Consider the following 17,975-nt stretch of genomic DNA (forward strand, 5'->3'; position numbering starts at 1 on the left):
TTAGGTGCCTATATCGGCGGTGTCTACCTCTTCCCATTCCGAACAGAGAAGTCAAGCCCGCCAGAGCCGATGGTATTGCCGTAACAGGTGGGAGAGTAGGTCGGTGCCTTTTTTTATACAGAATAGCCTTTTAACAAGGCTATTTTGCTTTAATCTGATTTGTTTACATCAACATTGTTGATTCAAAATATTTTAGGTGTCTATATCGGCGGTGTCTACCTCTTCCCATTCCGAACAGAGAAGTCAAGCCCGCCAGAGCCGATGGTATTGCCGTAACAGGTGGGAGAGTAGGTCGATGCCTTTTTTTATACAAAGCCTCTAGAATTATATTCTAGAGGCTTTTTGCTGTATAATGCTTTTTTATAGATCTGTAATTGTACAATTGGAATTTATAATGGTATTATTTATTCTGTTATTATCATAACAATATTACGAAGTTCTACTTATTTAGTCGTTAAATTTTTATAAACTTGAATATTGAAATGTATTTTACGCATTTCTATATGCTATACTGGATTATGAAAATTAAATATATTGTCATTGCGCTACTAATTCTTGTATTTGGATACTTGATCTGGCAAAGAATAACGACAAATAAAGAGAAGAATGAAGTTCCGACAGCCGGAAAAGGAAAAGCGGCTACCATGTCTGTATATGGTGCTGTTATTTTTGCTGAATCGTTCGCTGATAATCTTAATCTGACAGGTACCATTGAACCAGATGAACAAGTGGAAATTCGTTCTGAGGTTTCTGGATTAATAGATCAATTAAATTTTTCTGAAGGAAGTCGCGTAAACAAAGGTGCTATACTTGTGAAAATCGTTGCCTCAGATTTATTAGCACAATTAGAGCAAGCTAAAACAAGAACGCAATTGACTTCGGAAAATGAACGAAGAGCAAAACTGCTACTGGAGAAAGAGGCGATTAGTCAAGAGGAGTATGATATTGCAAGTGCTGATTATAGAACGGCGAAATCGCAAATCGCATATATCGAAGCACAATTATCTAAAACATACATACGGGCACCATTTTCTGGAATAATTGGTTTGCGATCTGTATCTAAAGGCGCATATATCACTCCTACTACCCCTATTGCGAAACTTGTAAAGTCAGATCGTGTTAAATTATCATTTGCGATCCCAGAAAAGTATGTAAGCAGAGTGTCGGTGGGTAAAAAGATTTCATTTACAATTCCTGAATCTAAGGAGGTTTTTGCAGCAGAAATTTTTGCTATTGATCCTGCTGTTGATTTGACAACTCGAACTTTACTAATAAAAGCTCGTGCTGATAATTCAAATAATAAATTTGTTCCTGGTGTCTTTGTGAATGTGATCTTACCACTGGAGAGCATTGATGATGCTTTAATGGTTCCTTCCGAAGCACTAATTCCTATTCAGAATGGAAAGAAAGTATTTGTTGTAAAAGAGGGGAAAGCAAGAGAGGTGATTGTAGAAACAGGAGGAAGAACTAAGGATAAGGTGAATGTATTGTCTGGTTTAATGAACGGTGATACTGTTTTGACTACAGGAGTAATGTCGCTGAAGAATGATGTTAAAGTGAAGGTTACATTACGTTAATCGTGTTATATGAGTTTATCTACAACAAGTATTAAACGCCCAGTATTAACTATTGTACTGAATTTGATGTTGATCTTATTTGGTATCATTGGTTATTCCTACTTGGGTGTACGAGAATTCCCTTCTATTGACCCGGCTCAAATATCGGTTAGGACAAGTTACGCTGGTGCTAATGCCGATATTATCGAGTCTCAGATTACGGAACCTTTGGAGAAGGCTATTAATTCCATCGATGGGATCCGAAATATTTCCTCATCGAGTAATCAAGGTACTAGTAATATAACGGTGGAATTTAATCTAGGTAAAAACCTAGAGGAAGCGGCAAATGATGTGCGCGATAAGGTGTCACAGGCTGTTCGAAGTCTACCTCAGGATATTGATGCAGCACCTGTGGTATCAAAAGCTGATGCAGACTCTGAACCTATTATTACCATGACAGTGCAAAGTTCTGAAAAGAATATTTTGGAATTGTCTGATTATGCTGAAAATACGATTTCACAGCGTCTTCAAACAATTCCAGGGGTTAGTTCGGTACAAATCTGGGGGCAGAAGAAATATGCTATGCGACTTTGGCTAGATCCAGTCAAATTGAATTCTTATGGTGTTACTGTTCTGGATGTGCGATCTGCTTTAAACCTACAGAATGTTGAATTACCTTCTGGTAAATTAACGGGTTCTAACACGGAGCTGACAGTAAAAACCATCGGTAACTTGGCTTCGGAAGAAGAGTTTAATAATATTATTATTAAATCGACAGGAAATAGTATTATCCGTCTGAGTGATGTTGGGAAAGCTGCGCTAGAGGCTGAAAATTTCGAAACTAAAATGTCTGACTCAGGATTACCCATGTTGAGTATGGCTGTGATCCCACAGCCCGGCACGAATTATCTGGAAATTGCAAAAAGTTTCTACAAGGAATTTGATCAGTTGAAAAAGGACCTCCCTGATGATATTGTCATGAAAATAGCACTTGATAATACGCTTTTTGTTAAGCGTGCTGTTCTAGAAGTCGCGGAAACATTATTGATTTCTGTTGTACTGGTGGTCCTCATCATTTTCCTATTCTTTCGGGATTGGTCGATTGCATTTCGACCTTTAATTGATATACCTGTTTCATTAATTGCTACATTTTTTGTGATGTATCTCTGTGGGTTCTCGATTAATGTGTTAACGTTATTAGCGATCGTTCTTGCCACAGGACTTGTTGTTGATGATGGTATCGTCGTCACAGAAAATATATTTAAGAAAGTGGAAGAAGGTATGTCTCCTATTCAGGCGGCTATTAAAGGTTCTAATGAAATTTTCTTTGCTGTTATATCGATTTCTATTACACTTGCCGCTGTATTCTTACCTGTGGTTTTTTTAGAGGGATTCGTAGGTCGGCTTTTTAGGGAGTTCGGAATCGTTATTGGAGCTGCTGTACTTATCTCAGCATTTGTCTCCTTAACATTGACTCCGATGTTGAATGCTTATTTAATGAAGGGCGGAGAACAGAAGAAAACTAAATTTTATGATCGGACAGAACCTTATTTTGTGGCGCTAACAGATGGATATGCAAGTTCTCTGATAAAATTTTTGAAAAAGAAATGGATCAGTTATCCAATTGTTTTAGCTTGTTTTGGTCTTATTTATCTTTTCTTTAGCTTATTACCAAAGGAAACGGCTCCCTATGATGATAGAAGCTATCTGACAGTGCGAGTCACTGCTCCTGAGGGTGTATCTTATGATTATATGGATCGTTTTATGACTGAATTAACAACTCTTGTCAATGATTCAGTTCCTGAAAAAGATGTCAGTTTGGTGATTACTTCTCCCGGATTTGGGTCAGCCGCGGCTAATAGTGGTATGATTCGTCTTGGTCTTGTACAGCAGGAGGACCGAGAGCGTACGCAGGCGGAAATAGCACGTGATTTGTCTCGTTTAACGCGATCTTCTTCTGAAGCTAAGGTTTCAGTTATGGAACAACCGACTATCTCTGTGAATAGACGAGGGGGGCTACCTGTTCAATATATTATACAGGCTCCTAATTTTCAGAAGTTGGAAGAGAAAATACCTGAATTTATGGACGCGGTGAATGATGATCCAACTTTTTCAATCTCTGATGTTAATTTGAAATTCAATAAACCTGAGCTTTATGTCAATATTGACCGTGAAAAGGCCTTAAGTTTAGGTGTTTCTATATTAGATGTTGCTCAAACATTACAAATGTCTCTTTCTGGACAGCGATTTGGGTATTTTATGATGAATGGGCGTCAGTACCAAGTTATTGGTCAGTTTGATAAAAAAGATACGAGTACGCCACTCGACCTTGCCTCGATCTTTGTTAAGAACAAGGATGGACAATTGATTCAGCTGGATAATATTGTAAAGATTGAGGAACGGAGCAGCCCTCCTCAGCTCTATCATAATAATCGCTACATGTCTGCTACTGTTTCTGCTGGTTTAGCCCCAGGAAAGAGTTTAGGAGAAGGAATAGAAGCAATGGACCGGATTAAAGCCAAGGTACTGGATGAGACTTTTACGACAGATTTAGGTGGTGAGTCGAGAGATTTTAAAGAGAGTGGATCCAATACAATGTTTGCCTTTGGTTTGGCTTTACTTTTAATTTATTTGATTTTAGCAGCGCAATTCGAAAGTTTTATTGATCCTTTCGTCATTATTATTACAGTACCACTAGCCGTTGCGGGAGCATTATTTTCACTTTGGTTATTTGGTCAGTCTTGGAATATATTTAGTCAGATTGGAACGATTATGTTGATTGGACTGGTAACGAAAAATGGTATTCTAATTGTAGAATTTGCCAATCAGTTAAGAGAAGAGGGGAAATCTAAATATGATGCAATTGTTGAGGCTTCTGCTGGGAGATTACGCCCGATTTTAATGACGTCTTTAGCAATCGCGCTTGGAGCCTTGCCGATTGCCTTGTCATTGGGAGCAGCCTCTACAAGTCGTATAGGAATGGGCGTTGTTATCGTAGGAGGAACTATGTTTTCACTCGTATTGACTTTATTTGTGATTCCTGCAATCTATTTAATGTGGTCTAGAATAAAGAAACACAATCCTGAACTGACGAATATTGAAGATTAATATGAATAAGATTTTTTATCTACTAGCCTTGCTTTTTATTCCTGTAGGCAGTGCTTTCTCACAAAATGTACTTACTGCTCACGATGCAGTTGCTATAGCTATGGAAAATAACTTTGATGTATTGCTGACAAAGAAGGATGTGATCATCGCTAAGGAAAATGCAACATATGGGAATGCTGGAATCTTACCAAATATTACTGCAAATTTTAGCCAGAGCAACAGTAATCAGAATTCCAAGCAAACACAAAGTACAGGTGAGGTGAGAGAGTTGGAAAACGCAAAAAATAACAGCATGAATTATGGTGTTAGTTTAGGCTGGACCATTTTTGATGGCTTTGGTATGTTTGCGCGGTACGAGAAATTGAATCAACTGAAAGCAAGGGGTGACCTCGAGTTGAAATCGATCATTTTAACAACTGTTGGCGATGTGCTGAATATGTATTATACAATTGTTCTGGAAGAGAATCTTTTGCACACCATAGATTCTTCAATAGTTATTTCCACTGATCGTTTAAAAACGGCAGAAAATCGTTTTCAAATTGGAAAAGCTTCTAAATTGGAAGTTCTCAATGTACAGGTGAACTTAAATGCGGACCAATCCTTGCGATTAAAAAAATTGGAAACTATTGCCAATTTGAAAACGGAGTTAAATAGATTGATGGCTCGGGATTTAACGATAGATTTTGAGGTTCAATATGAGTTTCAATTCAATGAGAATTTGGAAATTAATGCTTTATTAGAACAGGCTACTAATCAAAACATCGAGCTTCAATTAATCAAATTGGATAAACGTTTGGCCGAGCTGGAGCAAAAGGATGTCCGCTCGAAACGCTTACCTGTTGTTCGTCTTAATTCTGGCTATAACTTTTCGTCATCAGAATCTAGTTTGGGATTTGTTTCTCAATCTAATGCAAGAGGTTTGACTTATGGTGTAACGGCATCGATGAATATTTTTGATGGTTTTAATCAACGGAGGAGTGAGCGAGTGGCTAAACAAATGGTGGAAAAAGCCTCGATTCAAATTGAGAGATCCAAAGAACTCATTAATGCCACTATTTTGAAAGCATATCAAAGCTATGTGACAAATATCAGCTTAGCTAAACTGGAAGAGCGAAATGAAAAAATCGCAAAGCAAAATTTAAATATAACTTTAGACAAGTATAAGATAGGTACGATAAGTGCAGTTGAATTTAGAGATGCTCAAGAAAACTATGTAAATGCTATGAGCAGGCTTAAAGAGGCTAGCTATCAGGCTAAGCTGTCTGAGATAGGTTTAAAAGAATTAGTCGGTAACTTAGACCTCTAACTCTTTTATAAATAAGCTAAGAGCCTTAAAAGGGCTCTTAACGTCCATCTTCTGTATAGAAGTCTAATAAAGAGCTCATGTATGGATCATCCCATCCATCAACAATATCATCATAAGCTTCATCAGGTATATTGACGTGGTTTATCTCGACTGAAGTTCCTTTTTTGTGTTCATGTAGTTTGATGGTAACAATGGAATCAGCCTCTTCTTCTCCAAAATACCATTGCTGAACAATCGTTTTATTGGGAACCAAATCGATAAATTTTCCTGTGATAGCACCATCCCACATCGAGAACTCACCACCGATAACAGGATCGATTTCTACTAAATCACCTGTCCAAAGACGTATGGTAATGTCCGTCGTCAGTGCTAGGTATATTTCTTCTGGCTCTGCAGGTATTATATAATATTTTTTGAAATCTTTCATAGCACAAAAATACGTTAATTATGAAAGAGTGCCTTCATCTATTTTAATCTTTTCTTGAATGAAAAAGGCTCTTGGAAAATATTTAGAAAACTGTTATTTGTTTTATGATGGGGTGATCTAACAGGGAACAGCTTGGTAAGAGATCGTGCAATATCTGATCAGTTTTAATTATGATGGAATAGTATCTTGTTCAGCTTTTGAGGAGAAGCTATAGTTAATAGTACTATTTTTGAGTTAAAATAGGGTGTTGTACGATCAGTTGACAAATATCTTTTGCAACATCTTCTTTTGATTTTAATGTAAATTCTTGAATATGCTGAAAACGGTCAATTACAGTTACTTTATTGGTATCTGTTGCAAAACCTGCTCCTTTATCCTGCATTGAATTTAAGACAATGAAATCCAGGTTTTTACGCATTAATTTATCTTTTGCATGCTCAACTTCGTTATTTGTTTCTAAAGCAAAGCCGATTAAGAGCTGTTTTTCTGTTTTCTTAGTTCCGATAGATGCTAGAATATCTGTCGTTTTCTTGAGTGCAATGGAGAATTGATCTTCTTTCTTTTTTATTTTCTGCGAAGCAACTTCGATCGGAGTATAATCCGCAACAGCAGCACTCATAACAATAATGTCTGATTGTGAAAAATGTTGTACGACAGCTTCAAGCATTTCATGTGCAGAAGTAACTTGAATACGATCTACGTTTTGCGGGGCATCTAAAGCGGTAGGTCCACTGATTAAGGTTACCTTAGCACCAAGAGCTACAAGCTGTTTTGCTAAAGCATAGCCCATTTTTCCACTAGAATGATTCCCAATAAATCGTACAGGGTCTATCGCTTCATATGTAGGTCCAGCAGTGACTAATGCATTCCTTCCGCTTAAAGGGAGTTGAGGAGAAAAGCTTTGCGTAATAAAATCTAAAATTTCTTCAGGTTCTGCAAGTCTTCCTTCTCCAATTAAGCCGCTAGCTAGTTCTCCATTACCGGGATGAATTATTCTGTTTCCATAGGATTGGACTAAGCGGATATTGTTTTGAGTCGAGGGATGTTTCCACATGTCTAGATCCATCGCAGGAGCTATAAACACAGGACATTTTGCAGATAGGTAGACCGCAGTTAACAAGCTATCACAGATTCCATTTGCGAGTTTTCCAATAGTATTGGCAGTTGCTGGTGCAACCAGTATCAGATCAGCTTGTAATCCGATATGGACATGATTATTCCATTCCCCTGTTTTAGGATCGAAATAATCGATTAAAACGGGGTTATTTGAAAGGGTTGACAACGTGAGTGGGGTAATAAATTCAGCCGCTTCTTTTGTCATAATGATCTGAACATTCGCTTTTTCTTTAACTAGCAGTCTAGTCAAATGTGCAATTTTGTATGCGGCAATACTACCGCATACAGCAATCACAATATTTTTTTTAGCTAAGCTCATATCAACTAGGATGAAGCAAATTATTCTTGCTCTTTAGCGGGATTTCTGAAATAAACCTTATCATGTAAGAATTCATCAATCGCAATAAGGGTAGCTTTTGGCATACGCTCATAGTGTTTTGAGATTTCAATTTGCTCACGGTTTTCGAATACCTCTTCTAAGTTATCATTGTTAGTAGCAAATTCTGCAAGTTTGCTATTCAACTCCTCTTTGATGTCAACAGAAATTTGATTAGCACGTTTGCTGATCACTACGATTGACTCATAAATATTGTCGGTAACGGTGTCTAATTGTCTTAAATCACGAGTTACAGTTGAAGTTGCTACAGTGCTGTTATTTTTTTGACTCATTTTTTTGGGTATTATCTTTATTATCTTTATTTTCTTTAGCGGCTATTGCTGCTTTTCTTTCTTTTTCTTGCTCAGCTATGGCTTTATTAACAGTTGCCATGTAGTTCTCAGCAGTTTTCATTTTTTTCTCGGCGCTATCGCGAAGAGATTCAACTTCCTTCATATACTTGCTATTCGGGAACGACATTGCAAATGAGCGATAGTAGTCAATAACTTCAGAAAATCGATCTGCTTGCTTAACAGGATTACTCTGAGTTGCAAGATTATATTGAGACTTTAAGGTAAGGTACTCAATTTCTTCTGCATACTTCGTGTCAGGGTAAGCTTTCAATACGTTTTGCAATGCAATCACAGCAGCTCTATAATCATCGTTTAATCCCATGTCATAAAGTAGTTTAGCATTTGAAAACGCTTTAAACTCTAATTTATCACGCAGCTTTTGAATTAAATCTCCTGCTTCTTTTGCCCTTTCAGATTCGGGATACAAATTGACAAATAACTGTAGTGCATCGATTGCTTTCCTTGTATTCTCTTGGTCAAGACTTGACTTTGGAGAATCTAGATAATAACAATATGCAGACATAAAACGACATTCTTCGGCTCTAGGACTGTTGGGATATACATCTGCGAAATCTTTAAAATGATAACGTGCAGAGGTGTAATCCTTTAGTCTGTAGCTTGCAAAAGCTGTGAAATAATATAAATTTTCTGCTTCGGCCTGTCCTCTAAATTTAGTTCTTAAATCTTCGAACAATATTAAAGCCTTGCTATATTTTTTGTTTTCGTATAGTTTCACCGCTTCTTCGTACTTCTGAGCGATATTATTGCTTGCTCGCAACTTCTCAAACTTACTCTTACAGCTACTGAACGATACCAATAACAAAATTCCGGCACATAAAGCCGCTATACGCCTATTTAAAAACATTTTACAAAGATAAGTGAATTTGTAATACTAATCAATTAAATTTTTATGTTGCAATATAGTGCAATATTGGAAGCTATACAATGAATTTAATCATATTAACTTTTTTTAACCATAAATTCTGGAATGTTTATGCTATTGTCATTTGCTTGTTTAAAAACAGTATCAATCGGATAGTCTTCTTATCATTTTAGTAAATTTTGATTATATTTACATTCAAATTGTTTTTAGTATGACATTAAAAGAAAGAGTTGAACAAGCATTGGATACAATTAGACCGTATTTGGAAACTGATGGTGGTGATGTTAGTGTGGAAGAAATCACTGCAGATAATGTTGTTCGTTTGAAATTATTGGGAGCATGTGCTTCATGCTCTATGAGTATAATGACTTTTAAGGCTGGTCTTGAACAAGCCATTAGAAAGGCTGTACCTGAAATTACTGCTGTGGAAGCGATTAATATTACGGACATGAATGACCCTAATGCTAGTTTGCCGACACCTAAGGCATTATAATTGACCGCTTTAATTAACACAATTTAACAGCAGTGTAACTGTTAATGTCTTAGATTTGTGCTATGAAATTCAACTACCACTTTATTTTTGTTCTATTTTTCATCCTCTCTGGGTATGCTTCATATTCCCAAGAGCGCAAAATCTTGCAGTTTAGTGGTATTGTAGAAACGATTAGCTCTGGTCTTCCTGTGGGCTATACAACTATAACGAATGAAAGCTTTCGCAATGAAGCCTATATGGCCAATAACGAGGGCTTTTTCTCTTTTGTAGCGCATGTCGGAGACACGCTCCGTTTTACATCTGTCGGTTATGAGACCTTAAGGTATGTTATTCCAAATATTCAGGGTGATCGTTTGTCCACTGCGATCGTTATGAAAAATCTGATTACGGAGTTACCGATGGTGACACCTTATCCTTGGGCAAGTATTGAGGAATTTAACATTGCATTTATGAATCTGGAGGTTGATTCAGACAATATTATTCGTGCGAAGCGAAATTTGTCGAAGGAATCTTTAGATGCTTTGGCAGCTAGAGTACCTCGAACTGCCGATGAGATGCATAATTATAATGTAAATGATAATCATCGCAGTATGAATAATAAAGTTATTAATCAGCGGTATGCGAATCCTCTATTAAACCCTTTTGCTTGGGGCAACTTAATTCAACAAATTTCCAAAGGGAAAAAAGGGAAGTAAACTATCCTTTATTCTGTCGCTTCTAATTTATTTAATTCCAGTACACTTATTTTCGAAGTAAAATAGGCAATCAATCCAGCTATGCTTGTTATGGTAAAGAAGACGATGATAAAATCTGTCCAACGGATCGCAATGGGGTAGCTGTCAATTAACATATTAGCTCCCTCTTCCACTTTTATGATACCATAGTTTATTTGTAAATAACAAAAGATGTAACCAATTAGCAAGCCCGTGACACAACCCACTAAGGATATCATTAGTCCTTCATAGAAAAATATTCTTTGTATTAACGAGCTGTTAGCACCGAGATTCTTTAAGATGATCATATCTTCTTTTTTATCTAGTACGAGCATGGTTAATGATCCTACAATATTGAAAAGGGCAATTATACTGATCAATGTCAAAATAAAAAATACGGCCCATCTTTCAACGCGAACATTTTTATAAAGAGTCGGATTTTGTTCTTCCCTGTTTTTTACAATATATTTTTCTCCAAGATCCGTCTGTAGTTTCTTTTTGAAATGTTGAAGATTTGCTTTGTCTTTTACATAAAATTCAATTGCTGAAACGCGATTATATTCTCCAAGCACTTCTTGTGCAAAGGAAATTGGGGTGATAATTAAATTGTCAAAATCTTGTTGACTTTTTAATATTCCTTTTGGCTGTATAGATCTGATATTAAATTCATCGGCAGGATTTGCTGCATTTTTAACCCCCTTTCTAGGTGAATATACATCAATATTACGGAGGCCACTGTGAATGGATACGCCCAAGTTTGCTTGAACACCGGCTCCAATGACCGCAGATGGAATACTGTCAGTTTGCAAGTTATAACTTCCACTTATTAGTAAACTATCTTTCCTTTTATGGTCTATTGAATTTGCTTGAATACCTTTAATAGTACCAATATACTGACGGTTATCGTATTCCAATAGTACCTTTTCCTGCAATACTTCGGTGTAATCGATTACATTGGAATCTTTTTTTAACGCAAGGATAGCAGGTTGATTTGCATCAAACAGCTTTCCTTTTGCAGGTTCTATCTTTATTTCTGGCACAAACTGGCTATACATGGAAATTATCAGGTTTTCCATACCGTTAAATGAAGACAGTAAGATAATGAGTGCTGCACTGCTTACCATAACACCAACGATGCTAATACCAGATATAATATTGATCGCATTAACAGATTTTTTTGAAAATAAGTATCTTTTAGCAAAAAGGTATGGTAAGTTCATTTTGATTAGCCTCTAATAAATGGGTTGGTCGCTTTTTCAAAACCGATGGTCGTAGTCGGTCCATGTCCAGGATAAATAGTAACTTCATCGGGAAGTACATATATTTTTTCCTTGATATTCTTTAATAACAAGTCATGATTACCTCCTGGAAGGTCTGTTCTACCAATGCTGTTTCTAAATAAAACATCGCCGCCAATCAGAAATTTTTGTGGTTCACTATAAAAACATAAATGCGCAGGGGAATGACCGGGAGAAAATATAATTTTCAATTCGTGATCACCAATCTTTACCACGTTTTCTTCAGTAAGAAATGTTTCTCCAATCGGGGAGATATCATACCTGAAACCCATTTGTGGAGCATAGTTCTGTACCTCGATCAATACCGGAAGTTCTCCCTCATGAAACTGGGGATAAAGATCATAAGTGTCAAATATGAATCTATTACCTAGAACATGGTCAATGTGACAATGTGTATTTAATAAGATCTTTGGGTTTAAACTATTTTGCTCAATGAAGTCTGTCAACATTCTTTCATCAGCGGGTCCATACATACCGGGGTCAATGATGATACAGTTTTTTTGTTCATCATATATGAGGTAAGTATTTTCTTGGTACGGGTTAAAGGTAAAAGTCTTGATCTGCAACATAATTTGTAAAATTAAAGTTTTATTTCGGATGTAGGGTATTCAAATTGTTTTCTATAAAACCATTGTAAATGAATATATTAAATTACAATTCATTCCAAATTTCCCAATTTTTCTCCGCCTGAAGCTCAAGCATTTCCAGTCCATTCTTAATTTTTGCGCCGTTCTCTTTGCCTTTTTTAAGAAATGCGGTTTCTGCAGGATTATAAACAAGATCGTATAATAAATGTTTATTGCCAATATATTCATAAGGAATATTGGGTGCATCTTCGATATTAGGAAAAGTTCCAACAGGCGAGCAGTTAATAATAATGTAATGTTCATTGAAGATGTCGGCATCAAGTTCGCTGTAAATCAGATTGTTTTCACTTTTATTGCGGCTAACAAATTTATAGCTAATACCAAGTTCATTTAATGCATACTCCACAGCTTTGGCCGCACCCCCATTACCTAGAATCAAAGCTTTTGTATGTTGCTCTTCCAGCAGTGGTTTCAGCGATTCCTTAAAGCCATAAACATCCGTATTGAAACCTTTTAAGAAGGGACCTGTCGGCGTGTGTTTAATTTGAATACAGTTTACTGCCTGAATTGCTTCGGCCTCGGGAGATAGCTCCTGAAGATAAGGTAGCACATTGATCTTATGTGGTATTGTTACATTAACACCATAAAAGTTTTGATCGTTAAAAATCCGTTCAAATTCCCGAATGTCTTCTATACTATATAGATCATAATTAATATCTGTAATAATTTCTTTATCAAATTTATCGAGATAGTATTTTTTAGAAAATGAATGTCCTAATGGAAAACCGATGAGTCCTAATTTCTTCATTTATTTAGGAGTATATTTTTTTATGATTTCTGAAATAATATGATTTCCTTGCAATTGCGGAAGATAGTCAAAAAGAATATAATGTTTTTCAGGGTCGGTTGCCAATCCTAATTCAAGAAACACAATAGCATCATTATACTTGCCATTAGCAAATAAATAGGCTACCATTCTAAAATATAATTCGGCAGCTTCTGGATTATTCGTAATAGCCTCCGATACAATTTCTATTGCTTCATCTACTTTATCTTGTTCAAAGAAGATAGAAGAATAATCTAACCAGGCATCAACATCTAGTGGATTTAATGTGACAACCTTAGCATATGCTTCTTGTGCAAGATCAATCTGTTTTAATTTATAGCGCGCATCCGCGATTGCAAACCAGTAATCTGGATTAGCATCGTCAAGTTCAAGTGCTTTTTTATAAAAATGGAGTGATTCAAAGTGTCTTTCTTCAAAGTCTAGTGTAACGCCTATCCCAAACCAGGCATCTGCTAAATCACCGTCCATTTTGACTGCTTTTTTATAGAAGACTCGAGCTTCTTCCATTTGCTCTAATTTTTCTAGGCACTCCCCTATAGCACAATAGGTGTCGGCGCTAGGTTTTTCATATTCAAAAGTTTGTTTATAAACCTCTAGAGCCTCCTGGTAGCGATCAAGGTTTACTAAAGCATTGCCTTTATTGAAATATGCTGAAGAAAAATTTTCTTTAATTAAAATAGCATAATCGTAAGCATCAATAGCTTCCGGATATTGCGTAAGCTTGTGATAAGCGTTACCTAGATTATACCAGGCATAATAAGAGTAAGGCTCAGAATCGATGTATTTTTTATAAAACTCTACGCTCTCCTCTTGTTTGTCCAATATGTCATAGCAGTAAGCAAGTTCATAAAGTGCTTCTTGATTTTCCATATTGAGTTCAAGCGTTTTCTTTAAATAGTAAATCGCTTTTTCAAAATCACCTTCTCCCTGATAAACTACGCTAATGTGGAAATAGATTTCATCCTTATTGTCTGAAAGGCTCAATGCTTGGAATAATTGTTCCTTGGCTTCATTAAATTGTCCTCTAGAACCATAGACTCCGCCTCGGATAAAAAAAATATCTCCTTCAGAGGGTTCTAGCAATTCCGCTTTTGAAAGTGCATGCAATGCTTTATCAAATTGCTGTGTTGAAGAATAGAGTTGTGCCTGTTTGAGTAAAAATGTAATATCAAAAGGGTGCTGATTAATTGCGTAATCGGCAACCTGTAATGCTTTTATAGGATCATTTTTTTCAATGTAATAGTCTATAATCCCTTCAAATGCTTTGGAATCAAAGAAATATTGGTCTTCGTTCCTAATCATTTCTTCGTACCGATCCACCGAGATTTTTCTTTCCTCAGGGGATTCAAAATCAAATTCCTCTTCCATCATCCTTGTTTAATCTATCAATAAACCCAACTTAGTTGAAAATAGTGATTTTTAATAACTATGTCTAATTAATTTACTAATAAAATTAATTTAACAATACAAAGATACGGATTAAAGTATGCAAAATAAAAAAGCCGATTCTTGCGAATCGGCTTTCTAAATTATATGTTAGCTATAATTATTTTTTGATCTCAACACGACGGTTTTGAACACGACCTTCTTCAGTTGCATTAGATGCTACTGGATTAGCCTCACCGTAACCGTTAGCTGTGATTTTAGAAGAAGCAACACCAGCGTTAACTAAGTATTGTTTTACTGCGTTAGCACGGTCTTTAGATAAAGAAACGTTATAAGCTTCAGAACCTTCAGCAGATGCATAACCATCTAAAGTAACAGATGAGTTGTTATCACGTACTTCTTTAGCAACTTTGTCTAATGTAGCGTAAGATTGAGTTTTCAATACAGAGCTATCAAATTCAAATTGAATAGGAGCAACGTAACCGTTTGATGAAGTGAATTCATTTGCAACTGGCTCAGGGAATTTGATTTGACGACCAGATCCATCAACTACTGCACCTGCAGGAGAGTTAGGCTCTTTATCGAATTTATCAGAAACACCGTCACCGTCAGAATCAGTATTTAAAGCATTAACTGTACCTTCTAAAGTAGATACGCGTTGTTTTAAAGCTTCAACTTCGTTACGTAATGAAGGATCTTTCAACTCATCATACATTGTAGCAACTGGGTTAGCAAAAGTCAAGTTTTGTTTGTCTCTTGAACCTAAAGTGAATTCTAAACCTCCGTATACGTTAGAGAAACGTTGTTTGCTAGTTCCTTGTCTGCTTGGTCCGTATAATAAAGCCTCATCCGTGAAGTTCATTGTGTAACCTAAGTTTAAAGCAACAACTTCAGATAATTTGAATTTAGCACCAACTCCAACTGGAACGTACATACCTAAACGGTAATCTCTATCACCTTTGTATTCTCTATCGCCAAATACAGCCTCACCAACTTTACCTTTGTTGTCATAAACAACAGTTCCAGTGAAGTCATTGTTAGCATATTGAACAGGGTTATAAGCCATAACACCTAAACCAACTTTAGCGTAAAAGTTTACTGAATTTTCTCTTCTCAAGAAATCGATAGTACCTAATTGGAATACACCATTTAAGCTAGCAGCCCAGTTAACTTCAGTTTCAGCAGATTTAGCACCACCTTTGTTCTCTACAGCAGGTCCTGACTCAGCATGGTTAAAAGTTTTGATTTTACCACGGTTACCTTCAACTTCTAAACCAAATAAGTGAGAAAATTGTTTACGAACTGTTAATCCGTAGTACTCACCTACTTTATTTTGGAAGTAACCAACTTTCTGACCGAAAGCATTGTTACCACCGATCAAAGCGTTAGGTGTAGTGATACCACCTTGAACACCGATTGACCAAGTTCTGTATTGTGATCTTCCACCAAATACAGTTTGAGCTTGTGCTACATCAGCGAAGCCTAAAGCGGCAACTAAGGAAGCAGCAACAGCTGTTTTTTTAATTGTAGAATAGTTCATACTCTTGTTTTAAGGTTATTATTAAATTTTAATTGTTCTTGTTTTGTATGCAATTGTTTAAAGTGCAATCACGGTTTGAAATAATCAAACACCGTGCCGAAATTAAAAAAGGATCAATTGTTTTAATTCTTACTATAATAAAAACTCATTTTTCCCGCTTTTATTGCAAAGCAGTAAAACAAAAATCCGGACGAATGTACCAAATTTTTGTTTTACTTTATATTTTTTTGAGAAAATACTTTAAATTATTACAATATGTAGTGTATAATAAACAATGTGATCGCGCCAAGCAATGCAGAGACAGGAATAGTTAATACCCAGGCCCATAATAAACTAATGGTAACCCCCCATCTTACTGCCGAAACTCTTTTAACAATACCTACCCCGATAATTGAACCGGTGATGGTATGCGTAGTAGAAGCTGGAATACCGAAGTGTTCAGTAAGTCCTAAAGTCAAGGCACCTGCAGTTTCTGCTGCTACACCTTCCAGAGGAGTCACTTTCGTAATTTTAGTACCCATTGTTTTTACAATTTTCCAACCACCACTCATTGTTCCCAATGAAATTGCTAGATAACATGTTAATGGAATCCACTCAGGCATATGCTCTGTGTTTGGTAAATAACCTCCTGCAACCATAGCTACTAAGATAATACCCATTACTTTTTGTGCATCATTACCACCATGAGCAAAACTTAATGCTGCAGAAGAAACAAGTTGTAATACTTTAAACCATTTCTCTGCCACTGCAGGTCGTGAGTTTTTGGCAATGTTAATAATGACAAGGGTGATGATAATGGATATGATCATCCCAATAATGGGGGCGAGGACAATAAATGCAATGATTTTTAATGTTGCATCAATATTAATCGCATGGATTGGATCTCCACCTACAATGAAAGCATAAGCCATACCTGAACCTGCAAATCCACCAATAAGTGTGTGAGAAGAGCTAGATGGTACACCATAGTACCAAGTGAAAAGGTTCCAACCTATTGCGGCTAGTAAACCAGCAAAAATAACTTCTAATGTAATATATTCTTCTAATACAGTTTTTGCAACCGTATTGGCCACTTTATGGTCGGTAAAGTAAAAGTAAGCTGCGAAGTTGAAAATCGCGGCCCACAATACTGCCATAAAGGGGGTTAGTACTTTTGTTGAAACAACTGTAGCAATTGAGTTGGCCGCATCATGAAAACCATTAATGTAGTCAAAAGCAATCGCTAGTATAATTACAACAATTAATAATGTTGACATCATAATATGAATGTGTTAATATGCTAAATTCGCAATTATGCGTTTTTAACCAAGATGCTTTCTAATACGTTTGCTACGTCTTCACATTTGTCTGTAGCGTCTTCCATTGCAGATAATACTTCTTTGTGTTTAATTAAAGTAATCGCATCTTTTTCGAATTCGAATAAGTCAGCTACCGCTTTGTCAAATATATAATCAGCTTTATTTTCAACACTGTTGATACGAACACAAGAATCTGTGATGTTACGAATATTTTTTAAATCTTTTAATTCAAAAATTGCTTTTGCAACATGGTCAGTAGCCTCAACGATCAGATCCGCCATTTCTATCATGGGCTCAGTTGCTTTTTGAACCTTGTATAGATCCATTTTATTAGAAGCACCATTAATGAAATCAGCAACGTCGTCTAGTGAGCTTGCTAATGCGTGGATATCCTCACGGTCAAAAGGAGTGATAAAATTTTTACCTAATTCTAAGTGTATTTGGTGTGTGATGTTGTCACCTTTATGTTCTAAATCTTCGATTTTGCGAACGATTTCTTTACGTTTTTCCGCGTCACTAGCGTTAACGGCTTCTTTAAGTAGCTTAGACATTTCTATCAAATTACTACCTGCTTGTTCAAATAAAGGGAAAAACTTTTTATCCTTAGGAACGAAATACTGAAAAATGCTATTTAAAGACATATCATTATTAATTATTTTTTGCGAAATTACTAAGTTAATGTTAAGTT

Annotated in this window: 16 protein-coding genes and 2 rRNA genes; 7 read left to right on the forward strand and 11 right to left on the reverse strand. The window is 36.2% G+C overall.

The window, feature by feature from the left end:
* The 5 genes from rrf (JAZ75_RS06905) to JAZ75_RS06925 all read left to right on the forward strand — a co-directional run bounded on the left by rrf (JAZ75_RS06905) (position 1) and on the right by JAZ75_RS06925 (position 5,970).
* Positions 1–112: ribosomal RNA gene (gene rrf / locus JAZ75_RS06905) — 5S ribosomal RNA — on the forward strand.
* Positions 113–192: 80 nt separating this feature from the next.
* Positions 193–304 (forward strand): 5S ribosomal RNA (rrf, locus tag JAZ75_RS06910).
* Between the two features lie 214 nt (positions 305–518).
* Complete coding sequence (locus JAZ75_RS06915; protein ID WP_132770034.1) at positions 519–1,577, forward strand: efflux RND transporter periplasmic adaptor subunit; 1,059 nt, start codon at positions 519–521, stop codon at positions 1,575–1,577.
* A gap of 9 nt (positions 1,578–1,586) precedes the next feature.
* Positions 1,587–4,664 carry an efflux RND transporter permease subunit gene (locus JAZ75_RS06920; protein ID WP_132770033.1) on the forward strand — a complete coding sequence of 1,026 codons (3,078 nt, stop codon included), beginning with the start codon at positions 1,587–1,589 and terminating at the stop codon, positions 4,662–4,664.
* 1 nt (position 4,665) lies between these two features.
* Positions 4,666–5,970 carry a TolC family protein gene (locus JAZ75_RS06925; protein ID WP_207898688.1) on the forward strand — a complete coding sequence of 435 codons (1,305 nt, stop codon included), beginning with the start codon at positions 4,666–4,668 and terminating at the stop codon, positions 5,968–5,970.
* A 37-nt stretch (positions 5,971–6,007) separates the two neighbouring features.
* Here the strand turns inward: JAZ75_RS06925 and JAZ75_RS06930 are convergent, their stop codons facing one another.
* The 4 genes from JAZ75_RS06930 to JAZ75_RS06945 form a co-directional block, all read right to left on the reverse strand.
* Complete coding sequence (locus JAZ75_RS06930) at positions 6,008–6,397, reverse strand: SRPBCC domain-containing protein (RefSeq protein WP_021190742.1); 390 nt, start codon at positions 6,395–6,397, stop codon at positions 6,008–6,010.
* 223 nt (positions 6,398–6,620) lie between these two features.
* Positions 6,621–7,832, reverse strand: a complete 1,212-nt coding sequence (gene coaBC, locus JAZ75_RS06935; protein ID WP_132844414.1) for a bifunctional phosphopantothenoylcysteine decarboxylase/phosphopantothenate--cysteine ligase CoaBC — start codon at positions 7,830–7,832, stop codon at positions 6,621–6,623.
* Positions 7,833–7,852: 20 nt separating this feature from the next.
* Positions 7,853–8,182 (reverse strand): DNA-directed RNA polymerase subunit omega, encoded by a 330-nt coding sequence (locus JAZ75_RS06940; RefSeq protein ID WP_132770029.1) that lies wholly within the window; start codon positions 8,180–8,182, stop codon positions 7,853–7,855.
* Positions 8,166–9,107: an outer membrane protein assembly factor BamD gene (locus JAZ75_RS06945; protein ID WP_208700813.1), complete on the reverse strand. Its 942-nt coding sequence runs from the start codon at positions 9,105–9,107 to the stop codon at positions 8,166–8,168. Before JAZ75_RS06945 ends, JAZ75_RS06940 begins: the two co-directional genes overlap by 17 nt.
* 229 nt (positions 9,108–9,336) lie before the next feature.
* Here JAZ75_RS06945 and JAZ75_RS06950 point away from each other — a divergent pair, with 229 nt between their 5' ends.
* On the forward strand, positions 9,337–9,618 hold the full coding sequence (locus JAZ75_RS06950; RefSeq protein ID WP_021190738.1) for a NifU family protein: 282 nt from the start codon (positions 9,337–9,339) through the stop codon (positions 9,616–9,618).
* 62 nt (positions 9,619–9,680) lie between these two features.
* Positions 9,681–10,313, forward strand: coding sequence for a hypothetical protein (locus tag JAZ75_RS06955; protein WP_208700815.1), 633 nt, complete (start codon positions 9,681–9,683; stop codon positions 10,311–10,313).
* An 8-nt stretch (positions 10,314–10,321) separates the two neighbouring features.
* On the opposite strand, the gene JAZ75_RS06960 is transcribed toward JAZ75_RS06955, so the two are convergent.
* From JAZ75_RS06960 to JAZ75_RS06990, 7 genes are all read right to left on the reverse strand, one after another.
* Positions 10,322–11,551, reverse strand: coding sequence for an FtsX-like permease family protein (locus JAZ75_RS06960; RefSeq protein WP_208700817.1), 1,230 nt, complete (start codon positions 11,549–11,551; stop codon positions 10,322–10,324).
* A 5-nt stretch (positions 11,552–11,556) separates the two neighbouring features.
* Positions 11,557–12,198 (reverse strand): MBL fold metallo-hydrolase, encoded by a 642-nt coding sequence (locus JAZ75_RS06965; protein WP_208700819.1) that lies wholly within the window; start codon positions 12,196–12,198, stop codon positions 11,557–11,559.
* Between the two features lie 82 nt (positions 12,199–12,280).
* Positions 12,281–13,024: a shikimate dehydrogenase family protein gene (locus tag JAZ75_RS06970; RefSeq protein ID WP_208700820.1), complete on the reverse strand. Its 744-nt coding sequence runs from the start codon at positions 13,022–13,024 to the stop codon at positions 12,281–12,283.
* Positions 13,025–14,431, reverse strand: coding sequence for a tetratricopeptide repeat protein (locus JAZ75_RS06975; RefSeq protein ID WP_208702373.1), 1,407 nt, complete (start codon positions 14,429–14,431; stop codon positions 13,025–13,027).
* Between the two features lie 178 nt (positions 14,432–14,609).
* On the reverse strand, positions 14,610–15,989 hold the full coding sequence (locus JAZ75_RS06980; RefSeq protein WP_132844404.1) for an OmpA family protein: 1,380 nt from the start codon (positions 15,987–15,989) through the stop codon (positions 14,610–14,612).
* 248 nt (positions 15,990–16,237) lie between these two features.
* Entirely contained in the window at positions 16,238–17,248 is a 1,011-nt protein-coding gene (locus tag JAZ75_RS06985) for an inorganic phosphate transporter (protein ID WP_132770020.1), read from the reverse strand.
* 32 nt (positions 17,249–17,280) lie between these two features.
* Positions 17,281–17,928: a DUF47 domain-containing protein gene (locus tag JAZ75_RS06990; protein WP_021190730.1), complete on the reverse strand. Its 648-nt coding sequence runs from the start codon at positions 17,926–17,928 to the stop codon at positions 17,281–17,283.
* Between the last annotated feature and the right edge of the window lie 47 nt (positions 17,929–17,975).

Origin of the sequence: Sphingobacterium sp. UDSM-2020 (genome assembly GCF_016132525.1) — a bacterium.
GTDB lineage: Bacteria > Bacteroidota > Bacteroidia > Sphingobacteriales > Sphingobacteriaceae > Sphingobacterium > Sphingobacterium anhuiense.